Here is a 16,307-nt window from a genome sequence, read left to right as displayed (position 1 = left end):
GTTCGCTAGATGAAATGATTATAACAAGCGAACCCGCGAAAAGTGATCGGGGAAAACGCTTTGCAATGGGGGGTGATGCAACGTGTGGGGCGTCGAGCGATAAAGCGCAAATGGAGGACTAGCCGGCGGCGCGTGCGCGGATCAGCGCGGCGGCCGATGGGATCGATGTCTGCTCGATAGCGACTTTTGCGATGTCGGGCAGCGCGTCTTCCGCGAGTTGTGTCAGCGTGCGCCCAGGCGGCATTTCAACGAAGACCTGTGCGCCGAGTTCGCCGAGCACGATAGTCGAGTCATGCCAGCGAACGGGATAGCGCAGGTTCGTCGCGAGGTCGGTACGGATAGCGTCGGTCTGGCGCAAAGGCCGTGCGCCGCGATTGCTGATATAGGGAATCGTCGGCGCATGGAACGCGATCTTGCTCGCGGCTTCGGTGAGCTCGCGAGCGGCATCGTCGAGTAGTACGCAGTGGGACGGCACACTCACGGCAAGCCGCTCCGCCTTGCGGGCGCCGGCTTGCAGCGCGCGTTCTCGAACGAGGTCGAGATCCGCGTCGGCGCCTGCCACCACGATCTGCCGCGGCGCATTCAAATTCGCAATGTAAGCGGCCTGCGTATGGGCATTCGCGATCACGGCGGTCAGTTCACGCTCGCTTAAGCCCGACACCGCCAACATGCCGTAACCGTGCGGATAAGCACGCTCCATCAATTGAGCGCGCAGGTGAAGGAGCAACAAAGCATCGCTGAAAGAAACGGCCTTGCATCCGACCGCAGCGCCATACGCCCCCACTGATAAACCCGCCACCGCGTCCGGTACGATGCCTTCATCCTGCAACGCACGCACAGTCGCGACACCCGCAACCAGCAAGCTGAGTTGTACGGTGACGGTTGAATTCAATGCATCGGCGTGATCGAGCGAGAGCACGTCGATATGCAGCACATCGGATGCTTCTTCGATGGTTTCAGCAATACGCGCGTGCGGCGTCGTGCCGCCAAGCGTGTGCAAAAAGCCCGCGAATTGCGAGCCTTGGCCGGGGAAGAGGAACGCGATCATGCTGCTTGACTCGTCTGCCACGGGTCGACGACAAGCTTCGGGCCATCGGCACAACGCATCATGACGCGTGCACCGGGATGCGCATATTCAGCCAGAGCGAAGGCGCCATCGCGCGTCTGGATTTGCATATCGATGCGCGTGCCGTGGTCTAGCGCGGCTTGGGATAGGGCATCAAATAACGACTTCGCTGTGGTGCGGTCGAGAGGATCCGGTGCACGCATCAGAAGGTCGAGATCGCTTGTTTGCGTGACCGTCGGAGAGCCGCTTGCGAGTTCAAAGCCGACGCTGCCCGTAGGTCCCCAAGCGTAGCCTATAGCTTCGCAAAGTGGGGCGATCGCTTGCAGCAATGCGAACGCGCGCAACTTTGCGCGCGTCATCGAGGGCTCAAAGTTCGCAAGCAGCGTTTCAGGCGCAACGACCCGCTCGACATAACGCGGATCGAGCCAGGAGCCAAAGCGTTCGCTACGTGTCGAGCCACGAATGCCGACCGCAATCAAACCGTTCACCGACACCGCCCGTCGAATCACCACGAACGGTGCACGTTTCAGTGATGCTGCAACCCACGCCGGGGCATCCGAAAAATCAGGCGTACCCGGCGAGAGTTGCAGCAGGTCGTGCGGACTCACGATGCGTTCCATTGCTCCGCCATGCGCTTGCGGACTTCTATCGACGCCGCGCGAATCCGCTTGGCATCCGCCGACTGCAACCGCGACGAGAGATCGCGCGGACCTTTGCGTGCATCGTCAATAGCAGCGATCAAAGAAGACTGCACGCGGCCGATATCTTCGCGCCCAGGAGCATCCGCATTGATGCCGGCGATCAGCTCATGCAGCAGCCCAAGCTTCGCGTAAGCGCTCATCTTGTACGACATGGGCAACACGCGGTCGCCGAGTTCATCGAGTCCTTCAACACTGCGACGCGTGACTCGCGCGGCGGCTTCCTTGCCCATTGCATGCACGGCGATGCCGTCCGCATCGAGCGCGATGATCCGGTTCGCCTGATAGCCATGCGCGAGGAATGCGCCGGACATCGCCGGGCCGACAATCAGCGCTATCACAGGATGACCGGCGAGGCGCGCGCTGGCGTATGCATCGACACCGGCCGCGCACGCGAGATGAACGCCAAGCAGTTCTTCGCGACGCCCATATGCCTGGCTCTTCACATCGACGATAGCCACGATCGGGCGCTTGACCGAAGCATCACGGTCCGCATCCATCGCGTTGCGCACGGCGCGTGCGACCAACCAGCCTTGTTCGAGGCCGACCACGTTATCGGTTGCACGGGGAAAGCGGTTATGCGGATCGGGCACGATGGCGATGAAACGCGCGCTCGTGTCGCCAAGCGGCGCATCCGCGCTGCGGATCGGGCCTTGGTTACCTTCGTTATTCGAAGCCGAGCGTTCGTTCGATGTCAACGCGTCGAACCAGATTTGCCCACGTGATGCGCTCATCAAACTTCTCCTTGCCAAAGCGTCCGTAACACAATGGGATCGATTGCCGACGGGTTCACGCGCGCAAGCCGTTCAAGCTGCGCATCGACTTGTTCTGTCCGATGACTCGCCGGCACACCGCTTTTGAACGCGCCGAGCACGGCGTCACGAACCTGAGCGGTGTCGTCTTCCACGAGGGCGTCGACCAAGCCAACGGCCGCGCGTTGCTCGCCACCGATCATCGACCAGATGAGGCGCTTATCGCGCGAATCGAGTTCTTCCACGCCCGCTTCCTGTTCGATGACTTCGGGCCCGTTCATCCCCAGCCGCGCCTGCCGCGTCATGATCAGCCGGCTGCACAATGCCGCCGCCAGCGACATCCCGCCGAAGCAGCCGACCATGCCGCCGATCACGCCAACCACCGGCACGTACCGCCGCAAAGCGACGATCCCTGCCTGAATCTCCGCGATCACGGCGAGACCGAGATTCGCTTCCTGCAACCTGACGCCACCGGTTTCGAACAGGATCACCGGCCGAATCTTGCGGCCTGCCTCGAACTCGCACACGGCCATTTCAAGCGCTGCGGCAATCTTCGCTCCCGACACTTCGCCGATGCTGCCGCCCTGAAACGCCGGCTCGATTGCCGCGATGACCGCCGCTTCGCCGCCGAGCGTACCGCGTGCAATGACCGCACCGTCGTCGGCCTGGCAAACCACATCCTGCATGGCGAGCCATGGCGATTCGAGCCGGTCGAACGGTCCGATCAACTCGCGGAAGGTGCCGGCGTCGAGCAGCGCGCGGGCACGTTCACGTGCGGTCAGTTCGATAAAGCTATGCTGCGCAATAAAGGTCTCATGTCCGCTCATGACACGTCTCCTTCGCTCGCTTCCACTGCTTCGGCGAGGCGCAACATGACGACGCCCGGCGTTGCGCCGAAGTCGTTGAGTTCGAGTTTCGCGGCGCCATCGTAGCGCGAGAAGAAACGGTCGAGCACGCTTTTCCATACGTGTTCGTAACCGTCCACGCTCGTGCGGATCACGACCTCCGCGTGTTGACTCTCCGACGGCGACAGCAGGATTTCCAGGTCGCCCGAGCCGACCACGCCTACATGCGCGCGTTGCGGCACAGGGCGGGTGGCGGGGTATTCGTAGCGCAAGTTTTCCATGATGTTTTCTCCGCGTCAGCCGACGTGCGGCAGGGTATCGAGGAAGAGGGTGGCGGCCAGCAAGTCCGCCGCGCCTCCGGGAGATGCGTTCAATTCGGTCAGGCGCTGGTCGAGGCGGGAGAGAGCAGCGCGGCCTCGCGGTCGTGCTGCGCCGCCAGCTCGCAGCACTTCGCGCGCGCCTGTTTGCGCGGCCTCGAGTGCGACCTGGCCGCCGCGATGCAGCAGGCAGGTGTCGTCGAGTGTCGCGATGATCGCCAGCAGTGCGTCGAGCTGCGCTTCACCTTCCGTTGCGCCGTTCGCACGCGAGCGATGCAACGCGGGCAAGCCGGCTTCGAGCACGTGAGGGAAACCTTCCGCTGCCTGACCGCGTGCGCCCGCTACGCCGAAGCGCTGGACAACACGCGCACCGTTGCTCATCGCTTTGGGTGTTGGCGCGAAGCGGTCGTCGAATCGTGCAATGGCTGCGGCCTGCGCACAAAGTTCGAAGGGCTCGCCAAGAGGACACATTGCAGCAGCGGCACATAACAAGCCGACAATCCAGATCGCCCCGCGATGCGCGTTGCTGCCATTCGTTGCACGCAGCATTGCGACTTCACCTTCGCGGCCGATACGCGCAAGCTGCTCACGCAGCCGTTGCGAAGGAGCTTGATTAACAGCGGCGCGAGCCAGCGCGAGAAAAGTCGGTCGCAACGAATGCGCCGAACGCAGCATGGTATCGAGGTCGAGATCACGATGCGCGCCGCTGCCACGCCGGTCCACCAGCGCGGGTTTCGGCGTGAGGCACGCCTCATCGATCAACGCGGCGACGGCAAGATCCGCGAGGGCCGACGGGTCGCAGGCAACATCGATCACCACGGGTTGAGTGCAGGCCATCGCGTTCACCAGCTGCGGAATTGCGCCGGCGGCTGATACAGCCCGCCTGACCACGCGACCAGATCGTCAATGCTGCGTGCCGCCAGCAACGAGCGCTTCGCTTCACCGCGCCGGATGCCGAGGTCTTCCGGATACGCAACAATGCCACGGCGCCGCAATTCCGCGGTCTTGGCGGGGTCGGCGCGCATGCCGATGGGTGTAACCCCTGCAACGGCGCGCAACGCTGCACGGCGCTCTTCCACGCCTTCGGCGGCGTGCAGATACGCGATCCCTTCTTCCGTCACGACATGACTCACGTCGTCGCCGTAGATCATGACCGGGGCGATCGGCATGTTGCTTTGCTTGCCGACAGCGATGGCGTCGAGGGCATCGACAATAGTCGGCTCGCCGCCCTTCTTAAAGGTCTCGGCGGTTTGCACGACGAGCTTATGCCCGCGCCCGATCGCGTTGTTCGGGCCATCTTCTTTCATCAACTTCAACCACGCCGCGCTTGAATGACGGCGCCCGCGCGGATCGTGTCCCATGTTCGGCGCACCGCCGAATCCGGCAAGACGGCCGAGCGTGACGGTCGATGAATTCGCGTCGGCGTCCATCTGCAGCGTCGAGCCGATGAAGAGGTCCACGCCATATTGACCCGCAAGCTGGCACAACACGCGGTTTGATCGAAGGCTGCCGTCGCGGCCCGTAAAAAACACATCCGAGCGCGCTTCGATGTAACCCTCCATGCCCACTTCGCTGCCGAAGCAATGCACGCTTTCCACCCAGCCGCTTTCGATGGCGGGGATCAGCGTGGGGTGCGGATTGAGCGCCCAGTGCGTGCAGATCTTGCCCTTCAGCCCATGCGCTGCGCCATAAGTCGGCAGCAGCAATTCGATCGCGGCGGTGTCGAAGCCAATGCCGTGGTTCAGCGCCGTCACGCCATAACGCTCGTAGATCCCGCGGATGGTCATCATCGCCATGAGGATCTGCAACTCGCCGATATGACGCGGATCGCGCGTGAACAGCGGCTCGACGGCAAACGGCCGGTCGGCCTGCACGACGACATCGACCCATGAGCCGGGGATATCGACGCGCGGCAGTTCGTCGACGATCTCGTTCACCTGCGCCACCACGATGCCATGACGGAACGCGGTCGCCTCCACGATGGTCGGCGTGTCCTCGGTGTTCGCACCCGTATACAAATTGCCGTGGCGATCCGCTTGCACCGCGCAGACGAGCGCAACTTGCGGCGTCAGGTCGATGAACATGCGCGCATACAGTTCTATATACGTATAGATCGCGCCGATCTCGAGTTGCCCGTCCTCGAGCAACTGCGCCACGCGCAAACTTTGCGGCCCGGCGAACGCGAAGTCCACCTTGCGTGCGATGCCGCGTTCGAACAGCGTCAAATGTTCGGGCCGGCTGATGCTGGAAATCAGCAGATGAACGTCATGCACGCGCGACGGATCGAGCTTCGCGAACGCGCGCGAGAGGAAGTCGGCCTGCTTCTGGTTATTGCCTTCCAGCGCGACGCGATCGCCGGATTGGATCAGTGCTTCGAGGGCGTCAACAATGCGTTCTGCCTTCAGCACGCCGTTGTCGAGCCAGTCTTCGATACCCTTCAGGCGCCGTGCCTTTTCCAGCGCTCGCGTGTTCCACTGGCGCGGTGCAGGGGTGGTGCCGGCTTGTGCGGGAGGATTCATGCGGTGACCTCGGTGGTGAGCAAAATCAGCGAAACGAATTTAGCGTTTACTCTGATCGCGAAGTGGAGGGACGGCGGCGCTTCTTGGGCTGCGAGGCTTGAGCCAGCATTTGCGCGTCGTGGAGAAATCGATAAACCAGTTCGCCGGTCGCGAGCAGATGGCGCGCGACCAGCGTTTGCGCGGCTTCGGTATCGCGGGCATGCAGTGCGTCGAGAATGGCTTCGTGCTCGGCGTCGGACTGTCCCTTGAAGGTAGGCATGCCGAACTTGAGCCGCAAATACCGCTCGCCCCGCCGATGCATCGTGCCGATCAGCTCCATCAGGTGAGGCCGCTCGGCAGGTGCATACAGGCTCATGTGGAACTGTTCATTGCGTACTACATAGAGCGCCTGGTCCTGTTCGTTGGCCGCGGCCTCGAGCAATTCACGCGCCTCGGCCAGCGTTGCATCTGTATGACGCTCGATCGCGATGCCGATTGCCAGACTTTCCAGCGAAGCACGGATCTCGTAGATCTCACGTGCTTCATCGGGCGATTGCAGGCTCACCGACGCACCGCGATTCTGTTCGATGGTGACCCAACCCTCGCTGTCCAGTTGCCGGAACGCCTCGCGCACAGGAATGGCGCTGACGGAGAACTGCCTGGCAATGGCGTCCTGGCGCAGTGGCTCGCCTGGCAACAGCGTGCCTTCGACGATCGCCGAGCGCAACGCGTCCGCTATATAACGCGACGTGCTCTGGCGCGGCTCGAAATGCGCCTCGCGAAACAGGGGATTCAGTTCATTTTTCATGATTTTTCTACCGAAGCTAGGTACAAGTGCGGAGTGGTCAACACCTCATTTTCAAATATTATATATGAAAATGCACGTTTGGGGTTTGTAGCGCAAACCCGGTGCTTAGTTACAGATGCCCGGATCCCAGAACACAGCGCGTGGTTCATATCCGGCTCATACAGGTTTACACCTACCAGGAAGACACAGTCATGCCAAGCACGCTGGAACCTTCGATAGGCGCCGCCCGGCGCACCCGTACGCCCCTTAACCGAACTCAGATTGTAGGTTTCTGGGGTGCCTGGGCCGGCTGGACGCTGGATGGCATGGACTCGTTCATCTATGCATTGGTGCTGGCGCCCGCGCTGACCGAGTTGCTGCCGAAGTCGGGCTATGCGGCTACGCCCGCGAACGTCGGCCTGGCAGGGTCGATCCTGTTCGCGCTGTTCCTCGTGGGTTGGGGGCTGTCGTTCATTTGGGGTCCGCTCGCTGACCGCTTCGGGCGCACCAAGATACTCGCCGCGACCATCTTCACGTTCGCGATCTTTACCGGACTCGCCGCGACTTCACATACCGTGTGGGAGTTGGGCATCTATCGCTTTCTTGCGGGCGTGGGGATCGGCGGGGAGTGGGCGCTGGCCGGGACCTATGTGGCGGAAGCGTGGCCGGAAGATCGTCGCAAGATGGGCGCGGGTTATCTCCAGACGGGCTATTACGCGGGCTTCTTCATGGCCGCTGCACTTAACTATACGATTGGCGCGACCTTCGGCTGGCGCGCGATGTTCCTCGTCGGGATCGTGCCGGTGATCGTCTCCATTGTGGTGTTGCTGCGCGTGAAGGAAACTGACAAGTGGGAGAAGGTCGAAGCGACCGTGGTGAAGAAGGCGAGTTCGTTGCGATTGATCTTCTCGCCGAAATACCGGCAGCGCACCATCGTTGCGACCGTGTTGCTGACTGTTGCGATTATTGGACTGTGGGCGGGCGCGGTCTATGAACCATCGGCGGTCATTCAGCTTGCGACGAAGGCCGGCATGACGAAGGCGGACGCAGCCAGGACCGCATCGATTGCTACCGGGTTGTTGTCGATCGGTACGATCATCGGGTGTCTTGCGTTGCCGCCAATGGCTGAGCGTATCGGCCGTAAGCTCACGCTCGCGGTGTATTTCGTGGGCATGGCTGGATCGATTGCGCTGGCGTTTGGATGGGCGTTCTACCTGGAGAACGGGCTTGTGCCATTTATCGCGTTGCTGGTGGTGCTCGGGTTCTTCGGCGGCAATTTTGCATTGTTCAGCCTGTGGCTGCCGGAGCAGTTCGAGACTCGCGTGCGAGCAACGGCCTTTGCGTTCTGCACATCGATAGGACGCTTCTTCGGAGCGATCGTGAACTTCGGGATCGGCGCGATGGTGCTGCACATGAAGACGCTTGGTATGCCTATTGCACTGACTGCCATTGCGTTCGTGATCGGGCTGGCGGTGATTCCGTTTGCGCCGGAAACGAAGGGGCAGGATTTGCCGAGTTAGGGGCGCTTGCGTTGGTCGGGGGGACTTGGAGTTAGCGGTCCGAGTCAGTGCCGCACGCAACTCATCGCGCTGCAAGCGCGAGGCGAAGGCCCGGTCGAACTTGGCGCCGGGCCGCGCAAGGTGTTGATTACGCGCCGCAGCGTTGAAGAATGGGAACGGCGGTTTGAGAGGCAACGCGCTAACGACGATGGCGTTAGCGATGCGGCATACGCCCGGCCACGCCGCAAGCTACGTGCAACGGCGCGACCACGCGAAGCCTCTTTAATCGACGTGTGTGACTGACTCGCAGACCACGACCAACTCCGCGCCTATTGACGGCTCCAAAACAAGAATAGCAAATTGTCGATGCTGTATTCCGCTTAGAAAGTATGCAGCCCTTGCGTCGGTCATGGCGTGCTCGTAGCCATCTCGACTGCAAGCCCAATTGATATTTTTGCGAATATCGTCCGGTTGAAATTCCCGTTCGGACGAAATCAACAACCGGGAAAGGACGTTTTGCAATCCCATTTCGCCAAGTCGAAAATGTGTTACCCCTTCACACCTTACGACGGCAAGATCGCCGCTCACAAGCTGAAAACTCAGCATTAGCGTTTGCGTGTCTCGCGCAAAGTTCAGTCCGATAAATTCGGCGTCGTGAAAGTTCTTTTCCTGTTTCATTTTTGCTCCCATCGCGTTCGCGCTACCAAGGCAAAAGCGAAAAGCTCCGCCCGCCTTCCCGGTTGAATTTCCCATCTTCGCTAACCGGCCCATAGTTGTGCGCGTGTGGAATTCCTTGGCCGTGGTCATGATCGAAGTCGAAGTCCACGACGGGCGCACCGGTATCGCCGTATAGCCGCATTTGTCCGCTACCGGGGTTCGTGTACCACGTACCCGGATCACCGTAATTTGGCGTTTTCGCAATGTCAAAACTCTCGCCAAAGCTCGGCATATCGCCAAGCTTAAACGGCGCGGCATTGCTTAGCGGCGTGCTTCCCCCACCAATCCCGGGCACATCGCCAAGATCGAAAGCGTCGTCGTCACCGGACAAAGGAAGGGCAGACGCAACAGCGGAAACCACGGTTGCAACCGACGTCGCAAGCGCGCTTGCCGCCTCTCTGGCGGCGCGAGCGGCAATGTTACGTGCTTGCGCCTCCGCCATCGTTTCAACGTGTCGGAAGGGTTTTTGTAGTGCCCGAGCTTCCCGTGCGATGCGTTCGTCGATCTCCCGGTTATACGCCTTCAAGTCATCGCGGTATGCCTTCGACCGGGCCGCGTAGCTGCTGGCGCGTTCGGCAATGTCCCGTCTATACGCTTCATAGTCGAATTCTTGCTTCGGAACAAAACCGTCGTGAGCGATGTAAGCGGGTTCCGCTCGAACAATCACCACGTCCCCGCTGCGCAGTTCCTGACAAAGCGCGTCGATAATGTTCTTGGGGCTTTCACCGTATGGGCTAGGACGGTAAGCCGGGAACGAATTGATAAGAAACTTTTGCACGCGCTCGACAAGCTCGGGCTGGCTCGCAAAATGCTCGATATTAGCGGCTTTGAATAGCGCTTTTCCAGCGTCTAGCGCTTCTTGCTGCTCTTTCGTTCTCGTGTTTCGTGCGTAGTCCCACTTTTTATAAAGCAGGTAGCGATAGCGGCCATATCGCATCAGTTCGGTTGTCATCTCAGTTATTTTGTAGTTGCAACGCCCGTCACGCTAACGCACTTTTCCGCGCGTCCATCTCAATAAACGGACGGGCGCGGGCGGTGACGCTCAAGCGGAGTTACATCAGGAACTTTGCAGGAACGCGCGGATCGCATCGACGCGCCAGAAGACTGACCTGGCGGACAGGTGGACGCCACGCGGGAAAAGAGCGTCAGATCTTGCTCGACCGTGAGCAACTTATCAGGCGGCAAATAGGCAAGGTACAGAAGCGCCGCTACCCCCCGCCAACTTCGTACGCTCGACGGACCAAGTCGCTTACTTAGCCGGCAACGACGCCGAACAACGCGTGAGGCCGCAGCCCACAAAAATCGAAACATTGAAAAATGGCGGCACCGTGTTACCCCGATCAACCGACGGCCCTCAAGCCGCAGCCGCGCTCGCTTCCACCGTCTGCAAATGCTTCAGCGCTTCGCCATTTTCACGGAACAGATGGGCATGCCTTACCCCAAAACCGGCGTCAATTGATTGCCCGTCGGCCGCCATCGATTCGCCCGATCCTTTCACCTGGATCGTGGCGTCGCCGTCCAGGTCGACATGCAGCAATGTCTCGCCTCCCAGGTGCTCGACGACTACGATCTTCCCCGACAACTTCCCCTGCGCACCGCTTGCCACCGTTTCCGCCAGATGCTCGGGACGAATGCCGAAGGTGAGCTTATCGCCAGGTTTCACACCATCCGCACTGAACGGCAGCGTGATCGGCGTGCCGCCCGGCAAGCCGATCGTCACGCCCGCCGCGTCCGTACGCTGCGCCGTGACAGGCAGAAAATTCATCTTCGGCGAGCCGATGAACCCCGCCACAAAGCGATTAACCGGCGTCCTGTAAAGCTCCAGCGGCGAGCCGATCTGTTCGACCTTGCCCTGATTCAACACGACAATCCGATCCGCCATGGTCATGGCCTCGGTCTGGTCGTGCGTGACATAAATCATCGTTGCATTGAGTTGCTTGTGCAGCTTGATGAGCTCAAGCCGCATCTGTACGCGCAACGCCGCGTCGAGATTGGATAGTGGTTCGTCAAAGAGAAACACCTTCGGTTCACGCACGATCGAGCGTCCGATTGCCACCCGCTGGCGCTGACCGCCAGACAACGCACGAGGCTTGCGTTCAAGCAACTGTTCAATCTGCAGGATCTGCGCCGCGCGCTGCACGCGCTCCTTGATCTGCGCTTCAGGCAACTTGATCATCCGGAGTCCGAACGCAATGTTCTCGTACACGGACATATGCGGATACAGCGCGTACGACTGGAACACCATGGCCACGCCACGCTGCGACGGTTCGAGGTCCGTTACGTCTTCACCGCCAATCAGTACTTGTCCCGAATCACTGCGTTCCAGGCCGGCAATGGTGCGTAGCAACGTGGACTTGCCGCAGCCAGAAGGGCCGACAAACACCATGAATTCGCGGTCAGTCACCGCAATGTCCACACTCTTCAACACCTCCGTACCTGCAAAGGCCTTGCGGATTTGATGCAATTGCACTGCACTCATGCATGTCTCCTTCAGATGCTCGCGCCGTAGGCCGGCGAGCAATGGAACGGGCGTTGGCGCGCGCTTTTGCCTTGCGACGCAGCATGCAACGCCTTAGCTAATTTGTTCTTGACAACCTGTTCGCGTCCAAATATACAATTGTAAAACGGAAATTACAAGTGAAACGGAACCCGGAGCAGAACGCGAAAGCGGAGTCGGTGGAAACGAGGCAGCGAAATGCAGGATCGTCATGAAAGGTGATGAGCGTCGGCCGTGAGGCGTTGCTTCGAGCAGCTCAGCCGGCCCTGATCGTTATTGGGCATTTTAAGAAGAACTTCCCAGGAGACAGGCATGAAGAAGCGTTACACGCAGGCCACCGCATTCGCGGTGCTGGGCGTTACGGCATCGTTGCTCGCGGTATCGAATGCGTCCGCCTGGACGCTGAAAGAAGCGGCCGAGCCGTATTCGGGCACCACCATCAAGGCCGTTTTCCTCGACCGCCCCGGCTACAAGGCGGCTTCCGCGCTGATCCCGCAATTCGAGAAAGAGACGGGCATCAAGGTGCGCACTGAAGTGGTCCCTTACGAGAACACCCGCGAGAAGGAAGTGCTCAACTTCGTGGGCGGAGGGGATCAGGACGTTGTGCTGGTGGATGTGGTGTGGATTGGTGAATTCGCGAGCAACAAGTGGCTCGTCCCCATCAAGACCTTCACCGACAACCCCAAGCTAGCCGACCCGAAGCTCAACCTGCCGGACTTTTTCCCGATCCTGCTCGACTCGTTCGGCACCTGGGACAAGACCACGTACGGCCTGCCCTTCGATAACTACTCAGGCCTGATGTTCTACAACAAGTGCATGTTGAAGGACGCAGGTTTCAACGAGCCGCCGAAGACCTGGGACGAACTGCTCAACGTCTATGCGCCGAAGCTGACCAAGCCCGACAAGAACCAGTTCGCGTACGCGCTGCAGTCGCGTCGTGGAGAAACGCAATCCGCCGATAGCTTCATGCGCATGCTCTGGCCAAACGGCGGCTCGCTGCTCGATGCCAAATTCAAATCGAACTTGATGTCGCAGCAATCGCAAGCAGGGCTTGAATATCGGCAGAAGCTGATGAAATACATGCCGCCGGGCATCGTCGACTTTGACCACGCCGAGGCCGTGAATGCACTCGCGCAAGGGCAGGTCGCGATGATCACCGAGTGGTCAGCGTTCTATCCAACGCTCACGGACCCGAGCAAGTCGAAGATCGGCAACTGTCTCGCGATCACGACCGAGCCCACGGGCCCCGCAGGGCTGAAGCCGGCGCTCGGAGGATTCTCGCTGGCGGTGAACGCGAAGTCGAATGCGAAGAAGCAGGCGGCGTCGTGGCTCTTCATCCAGTGGATTACGTCCGCGGAAATGGCGAAGCCGTATCTGGATGCGGGTGGTGTCAGCGGCCGCATGGGGGTCTACAAAGACCCGGCGGTGCAACAGAAATTTCCGTTCGTGAAGCCGATGGTGGAATCGTGGCAAGGCGGCGTGCCTGACTACCGGCCGCGTTTCCCGGAATGGCCGGCGGTGTCTGAAGTGATCGGCGAGTGGGGCAGCAAGATCATGCTCGGACAGGTGTCGGTGAAAGATGGTGCTAAGACCATCGGAGACAAGACGGAAGAGATCCTGACCAAGGCGGGCTATTACGACGGCAAGAAGCCATTGCTCAAGTAAAGCAGGCACAGCGAGGCGCATTAGTGTCGCCTCGCTGCGCTCCCAGTCAGGACACACCCGCGGAGAAGATTCATGCTCAAGACCACGATTCCGCCAACGACCGGCGCAATGCGGCCGCGACCTCGCACCCGCTTTCGCTTCATGCCGCGTTCGCCCGCGTTCTGGTTTCTGTTTCCGGCAGTCGCGGCGCTGGCGATCATCGGCATCTATCCGCTGCTGCTCGCGGTCTATAACTCGTTTCATCTGTACAAGCTCGCGGATGTCGCCGCAGGCACGCCATTTGTCGGACTCGATAACTACATCGCCACCCTCACCGATCCCTCGTTCTGGGGGGCGCTCGGCCGCACGGTGGTGTTCCTTTGCCTGACGTTGCCGATCGAGATCGCGTTCGGCATGTTCGCCGCGTTGATGCTGCATCGCTCGGGCTTGGCGTGGTTTCGTGTAGCCGCCCGCGTAGGCCTGGTCATCCCGATGGCGACCACCTACGCCGTGGTCGGCCTGATCGGGCGACTGATCTTCAACCGCCAGTTCGGGGTGGTCAACTATCTGCTGAGCCTGTTCGGCATTGCGCCGCTCGACTGGCTCGCAGATCCCACGCTCGCGTTCGTCTCCGTGATGATCATGGACATCTGGCAATGGACGCCGTTCTGCGCGTTGATCCTGCTGGCGGGTCTCTCGATGGTGCCGAAGGAAGCAGAGGAAGCCGCGCGCCTGGAGACGCCGAAGTGGAGCAAGATCCTGTGGCATCTGCAACTGCCATATCTCTTGCCGGGCTTGACCGCCATCCTGATCCTGCGTTCGGCCGACATGCTCAAGATGTTCGACGCAGTCTTCACCATGACGCGCGGCGGCCCGGGCACCGCGACTGAATTCATCAGCATCTATATCCAGCGTGTCGGGTTCCGCCTCTTCGATCAAGGCATGGCGTCCGCCCAGGCAGTAATCCTTCTGATCCTCACGATCGTGCTGTCGCGGCTTTACATTCGTTTTGTTTATAGGGAGGCTGTGTGAGCACATCAACAGATACCGGCGCTGCCCTGGACCCGTCCTCCATGCCTTTGTCGCCGCGTGCGCGTCGTGCGAGAAACGCCCGGCGTCGTGCAACGGGATGGCATTTTATAGGATTGCTGATCGTATTCCTTACGTCGGTGTTTCCGTTCTACTGGATGGTCACGACCAGCCTCAAGAGCCAGGCTGACGCGCTCGCCGTGCCGCCAGTCTGGGTGTTCACGCCAACGCTGAGTCACTACATTGACGCGCTGTTCCAGCACGACGTGGCGCAAAGCCTGCTGAACTCGCTGATCGTGGCGAGCAGCGCGACTTTCCTTTCGCTCCTGCTTGGCACTCCGGCTGCTTATGCGCTTGCGCGCTTCGAGTTTCGCGGCAAGGAAGACCTCTGGTTCTGGTTCATCTCGAACCGGATGGTGAGTCCCGTCGTGCTGGCAGTGCCGTTCTTCCTGATCGCCACCAAGCTGGATCTCGTCGATACGCATATCGTGCTGATCCTGCTGTATCTGACGTTCTCGTTGCCTATCGTCGTATGGATCTGCACCGATCAGTTCCGCAGCATTCCCGTTGAACTCGATGAAGCCGCGCGTCTGGACGGTGCATCGCCATGGCGTATTTTCTGGCGTATCAATCTGCCGCTCGCCATGCCCGGCATTGTTGTCTCGGCGATCTTCGCGTTCATCTTTTCGTGGAATGACCTGCTGTATGCGCTGGTCCTCACGCGCACCGACGCCATCACGTCGCCGGTGGCCGCAACCAGTTACATGAGCGGGTACGAATTGCCGTGGGGCGAAATCATGGCGACAGGCACGCTGATCGTGCTGCCGATGGTCGTGTTTGCGCTGGCGGTATCGGGCCGGCTGGTGCAGGGGCTTACCATGGGCGCGGTGAAATGACGGGTGAATTAACGGGTGAATTAAGATCGGTCCGTCCCCTACAGAAATAGATGAAGGTCATGAATAAACCCGCACCGCCCGCCGTCCCCTCGCTTGCTGAACCCTCTGTCGATTCGTCCGCCGATCCCGAGGAGGAACTGCAGGCGCGGGTGGCCTGGCATTACTACGTCGGCAACCTAACGCAGCAGGAGATCGCGCAGCATATTGGCAGTAATCGGGTGCGCGTCAACCGCCTGCTGGCTGCAAGCCGCGAATCCGGGATGGTGCAGATCACCATCAATAGCCGGATCGCGCCATGCGTTGCGCTGGAGGAAGCGCTGACTAAACGCTTCGGCCTCGAGGCCGCGGTGGTGGTGCCGACGGGCGCCGACACGGACGCCAACATGGCCGCGCTCGGCATAGGTGCCGCGAACTATCTGTCGCGGCAGATCGAGGCTGGGCAGACCATCGGGCTAGGCTGGGGGCGCACCATTCGCGCCGTATTGCGGGCGTTGCCGCAGCGCTCGTATGGACCGGTATCGGCGGTGTCGTTGCAAGGCGGACTGTCGCATTGCCCGAGCATCAACACGTTCGACATCGTGTCCGACTTCGCCAATCTATGTCAGGCCGATGGCTTCCTGTTCGCGGCCCCGATCTATGTAAGCAGTCAAAAAGTACGCGACATGCTGCTGCAGGAAGACGCGGTGCGTGAGACCTACGAACGTGCGCGTCAATCCGATCTGGCGCTGCTGACGTGCGGGGATCTGACGGAGTCGCTGGTGGTGACCTACGGCATCAACGACCCGGAGCAAGTGCAAACGCTTGAAAAGGCAGGTGCGGTAGGCGACATGCTCGGGCATTTCATGGATGCCGACGGAGAAGCGATCGATCATCCGCTCAACCGCCGCACGGTCGCCATTACGCTGGACGATCTGCGCAAGATCGGGCGCGTCGTGCTGGTCAGCGGCGGCGCGAAGAAATTTGCCGTCACGCGAGCGGCGCTGCGCGGCCGTTATCCGTCGGTGCTCGTCACTGACGAAGACACCGCACAGCGTCTGTGCAACGAACCCTGAGAGAACGATA

Annotated in this window: 16 protein-coding genes; 5 read left to right on the top strand and 11 right to left on the bottom strand. The window is 60.6% G+C overall.

The features are described from left to right. Positions 1–118: 118 nt before the first annotated feature. From mdcH to ACSOSP_RS23545, 8 genes are read right to left on the bottom strand one after another with little or no spacing between them, the layout of a single operon-like run. Entirely contained in the window at positions 119–1,048 is a 930-nt protein-coding gene (mdcH, locus tag ACSOSP_RS23580; RefSeq protein WP_455313322.1) for a malonate decarboxylase subunit epsilon, read from the bottom strand. Continuing rightward, complete coding sequence (locus tag ACSOSP_RS23575; RefSeq protein WP_455313321.1) at positions 1,045–1,686, bottom strand: malonate decarboxylase holo-ACP synthase; 642 nt, start codon at positions 1,684–1,686, stop codon at positions 1,045–1,047. Before ACSOSP_RS23575 ends, mdcH begins: the two co-directional genes overlap by 4 nt. After that, positions 1,671–2,498 carry a biotin-independent malonate decarboxylase subunit gamma gene (gene mdcE / locus ACSOSP_RS23570; RefSeq protein ID WP_455313320.1) on the bottom strand — a complete coding sequence of 276 codons (828 nt, stop codon included), beginning with the start codon at positions 2,496–2,498 and terminating at the stop codon, positions 1,671–1,673. The genes ACSOSP_RS23575 and mdcE overlap by 16 nt, the downstream gene beginning before the upstream one ends. After that, a complete protein-coding gene (locus tag ACSOSP_RS23565; RefSeq protein ID WP_455313319.1) occupies positions 2,498–3,343 on the bottom strand; it encodes a biotin-independent malonate decarboxylase subunit beta in 846 nt (281 codons plus the stop codon). The genes mdcE and ACSOSP_RS23565 overlap by 1 nt, the downstream gene beginning before the upstream one ends. After that, positions 3,340–3,642 (bottom strand): malonate decarboxylase subunit delta, encoded by a 303-nt coding sequence (locus tag ACSOSP_RS23560; RefSeq protein WP_455313318.1) that lies wholly within the window; start codon positions 3,640–3,642, stop codon positions 3,340–3,342. Before ACSOSP_RS23560 ends, ACSOSP_RS23565 begins: the two co-directional genes overlap by 4 nt. A 15-nt stretch (positions 3,643–3,657) precedes the next feature. After that, complete coding sequence (locus ACSOSP_RS23555) at positions 3,658–4,515, bottom strand: triphosphoribosyl-dephospho-CoA synthase (RefSeq protein WP_455313317.1); 858 nt, start codon at positions 4,513–4,515, stop codon at positions 3,658–3,660. A 5-nt stretch (positions 4,516–4,520) separates the two neighbouring features. Continuing rightward, positions 4,521–6,197: a malonate decarboxylase subunit alpha gene (gene mdcA / locus ACSOSP_RS23550; RefSeq protein WP_455313316.1), complete on the bottom strand. Its 1,677-nt coding sequence runs from the start codon at positions 6,195–6,197 to the stop codon at positions 4,521–4,523. Positions 6,198–6,243: 46 nt separating this feature from the next. Continuing rightward, positions 6,244–6,984 (bottom strand): GntR family transcriptional regulator, encoded by a 741-nt coding sequence (locus ACSOSP_RS23545; RefSeq protein ID WP_455313315.1) that lies wholly within the window; start codon positions 6,982–6,984, stop codon positions 6,244–6,246. A 191-nt stretch (positions 6,985–7,175) separates the two neighbouring features. Here ACSOSP_RS23545 and ACSOSP_RS23540 point away from each other — a divergent pair, with 191 nt between their 5' ends. After that, positions 7,176–8,483 carry an MFS transporter gene (locus ACSOSP_RS23540; protein WP_455313314.1) on the top strand — a complete coding sequence of 436 codons (1,308 nt, stop codon included), beginning with the start codon at positions 7,176–7,178 and terminating at the stop codon, positions 8,481–8,483. 261 nt (positions 8,484–8,744) lie between these two features. Here the strand turns inward: ACSOSP_RS23540 and ACSOSP_RS23535 are convergent, their stop codons facing one another. From ACSOSP_RS23535 to ACSOSP_RS23525, 3 genes are all read right to left on the bottom strand, one after another. Further along, entirely contained in the window at positions 8,745–9,140 is a 396-nt protein-coding gene (locus ACSOSP_RS23535; RefSeq protein WP_455313313.1) for a hypothetical protein, read from the bottom strand. Positions 9,141–9,162: 22 nt separating this feature from the next. Then, entirely contained in the window at positions 9,163–10,131 is a 969-nt protein-coding gene (locus ACSOSP_RS23530) for a hypothetical protein (protein WP_455313312.1), read from the bottom strand. Positions 10,132–10,533: 402 nt separating this feature from the next. Next, on the bottom strand, positions 10,534–11,658 hold the full coding sequence (locus tag ACSOSP_RS23525) for an ABC transporter ATP-binding protein (protein ID WP_455313311.1): 1,125 nt from the start codon (positions 11,656–11,658) through the stop codon (positions 10,534–10,536). 330 nt (positions 11,659–11,988) lie between these two features. Between ACSOSP_RS23525 and ACSOSP_RS23520 the strand changes: the two genes are divergently transcribed. The 4 genes from ACSOSP_RS23520 to ACSOSP_RS23505 all read left to right on the top strand — a co-directional run bounded on the left by ACSOSP_RS23520 (position 11,989) and on the right by ACSOSP_RS23505 (position 16,297). Continuing rightward, positions 11,989–13,341 (top strand): ABC transporter substrate-binding protein, encoded by a 1,353-nt coding sequence (locus ACSOSP_RS23520; RefSeq protein ID WP_455313310.1) that lies wholly within the window; start codon positions 11,989–11,991, stop codon positions 13,339–13,341. 72 nt (positions 13,342–13,413) lie between these two features. Then, positions 13,414–14,352, top strand: coding sequence for a carbohydrate ABC transporter permease (locus tag ACSOSP_RS23515; RefSeq protein WP_455313309.1), 939 nt, complete (start codon positions 13,414–13,416; stop codon positions 14,350–14,352). 41 nt (positions 14,353–14,393) lie between these two features. Beyond that, positions 14,394–15,245 (top strand): carbohydrate ABC transporter permease, encoded by an 852-nt coding sequence (locus ACSOSP_RS23510; RefSeq protein WP_455313650.1) that lies wholly within the window; start codon positions 14,394–14,396, stop codon positions 15,243–15,245. A 59-nt stretch (positions 15,246–15,304) separates the two neighbouring features. Further along, on the top strand, positions 15,305–16,297 hold the full coding sequence (locus tag ACSOSP_RS23505) for a sugar-binding transcriptional regulator (protein ID WP_455313308.1): 993 nt from the start codon (positions 15,305–15,307) through the stop codon (positions 16,295–16,297). Positions 16,298–16,307: the final 10 nt, after the last annotated feature.

The organism is Caballeronia sp. KNU42 (assembly GCF_053760385.1).
This window is presented reverse-complemented; position numbering and strand designations above follow the sequence as displayed.

Coding starts and splice junctions, on each gene's coding strand:
- mdcH (WP_455313322.1), bottom strand. CDS start 1,048: ATGATCGCGTTCCTCTTCCCCGGCCAAGGCTCGCAATTCGCGGGCTTT.
- ACSOSP_RS23575 (WP_455313321.1), bottom strand. CDS start 1,686: ATGGAACGCATCGTGAGTCCGCACGACCTGCTGCAACTCTCGCCGGGT.
- mdcE (WP_455313320.1), bottom strand. CDS start 2,498: ATGAGCGCATCACGTGGGCAAATCTGGTTCGACGCGTTGACATCGAAC.
- ACSOSP_RS23565 (WP_455313319.1), bottom strand. CDS start 3,343: ATGAGCGGACATGAGACCTTTATTGCGCAGCATAGCTTTATCGAACTG.
- ACSOSP_RS23560 (WP_455313318.1), bottom strand. CDS start 3,642: ATGGAAAACTTGCGCTACGAATACCCCGCCACCCGCCCTGTGCCGCAA.
- ACSOSP_RS23555 (WP_455313317.1), bottom strand. CDS start 4,515: ATGGCCTGCACTCAACCCGTGGTGATCGATGTTGCCTGCGACCCGTCG.
- mdcA (WP_455313316.1), bottom strand. CDS start 6,197: ATGAATCCTCCCGCACAAGCCGGCACCACCCCTGCACCGCGCCAGTGG.
- ACSOSP_RS23545 (WP_455313315.1), bottom strand. CDS start 6,984: ATGAAAAATGAACTGAATCCCCTGTTTCGCGAGGCGCATTTCGAGCCG.
- ACSOSP_RS23540 (WP_455313314.1), top strand. CDS start 7,176: ATGCCAAGCACGCTGGAACCTTCGATAGGCGCCGCCCGGCGCACCCGT.
- ACSOSP_RS23535 (WP_455313313.1), bottom strand. CDS start 9,140: ATGAAACAGGAAAAGAACTTTCACGACGCCGAATTTATCGGACTGAAC.
- ACSOSP_RS23530 (WP_455313312.1), bottom strand. CDS start 10,131: ATGACAACCGAACTGATGCGATATGGCCGCTATCGCTACCTGCTTTAT.
- ACSOSP_RS23525 (WP_455313311.1), bottom strand. CDS start 11,658: ATGAGTGCAGTGCAATTGCATCAAATCCGCAAGGCCTTTGCAGGTACG.
- ACSOSP_RS23520 (WP_455313310.1), top strand. CDS start 11,989: ATGAAGAAGCGTTACACGCAGGCCACCGCATTCGCGGTGCTGGGCGTT.
- ACSOSP_RS23515 (WP_455313309.1), top strand. CDS start 13,414: ATGCTCAAGACCACGATTCCGCCAACGACCGGCGCAATGCGGCCGCGA.
- ACSOSP_RS23510 (WP_455313650.1), top strand. CDS start 14,394: ATGCCTTTGTCGCCGCGTGCGCGTCGTGCGAGAAACGCCCGGCGTCGT.
- ACSOSP_RS23505 (WP_455313308.1), top strand. CDS start 15,305: ATGAATAAACCCGCACCGCCCGCCGTCCCCTCGCTTGCTGAACCCTCT.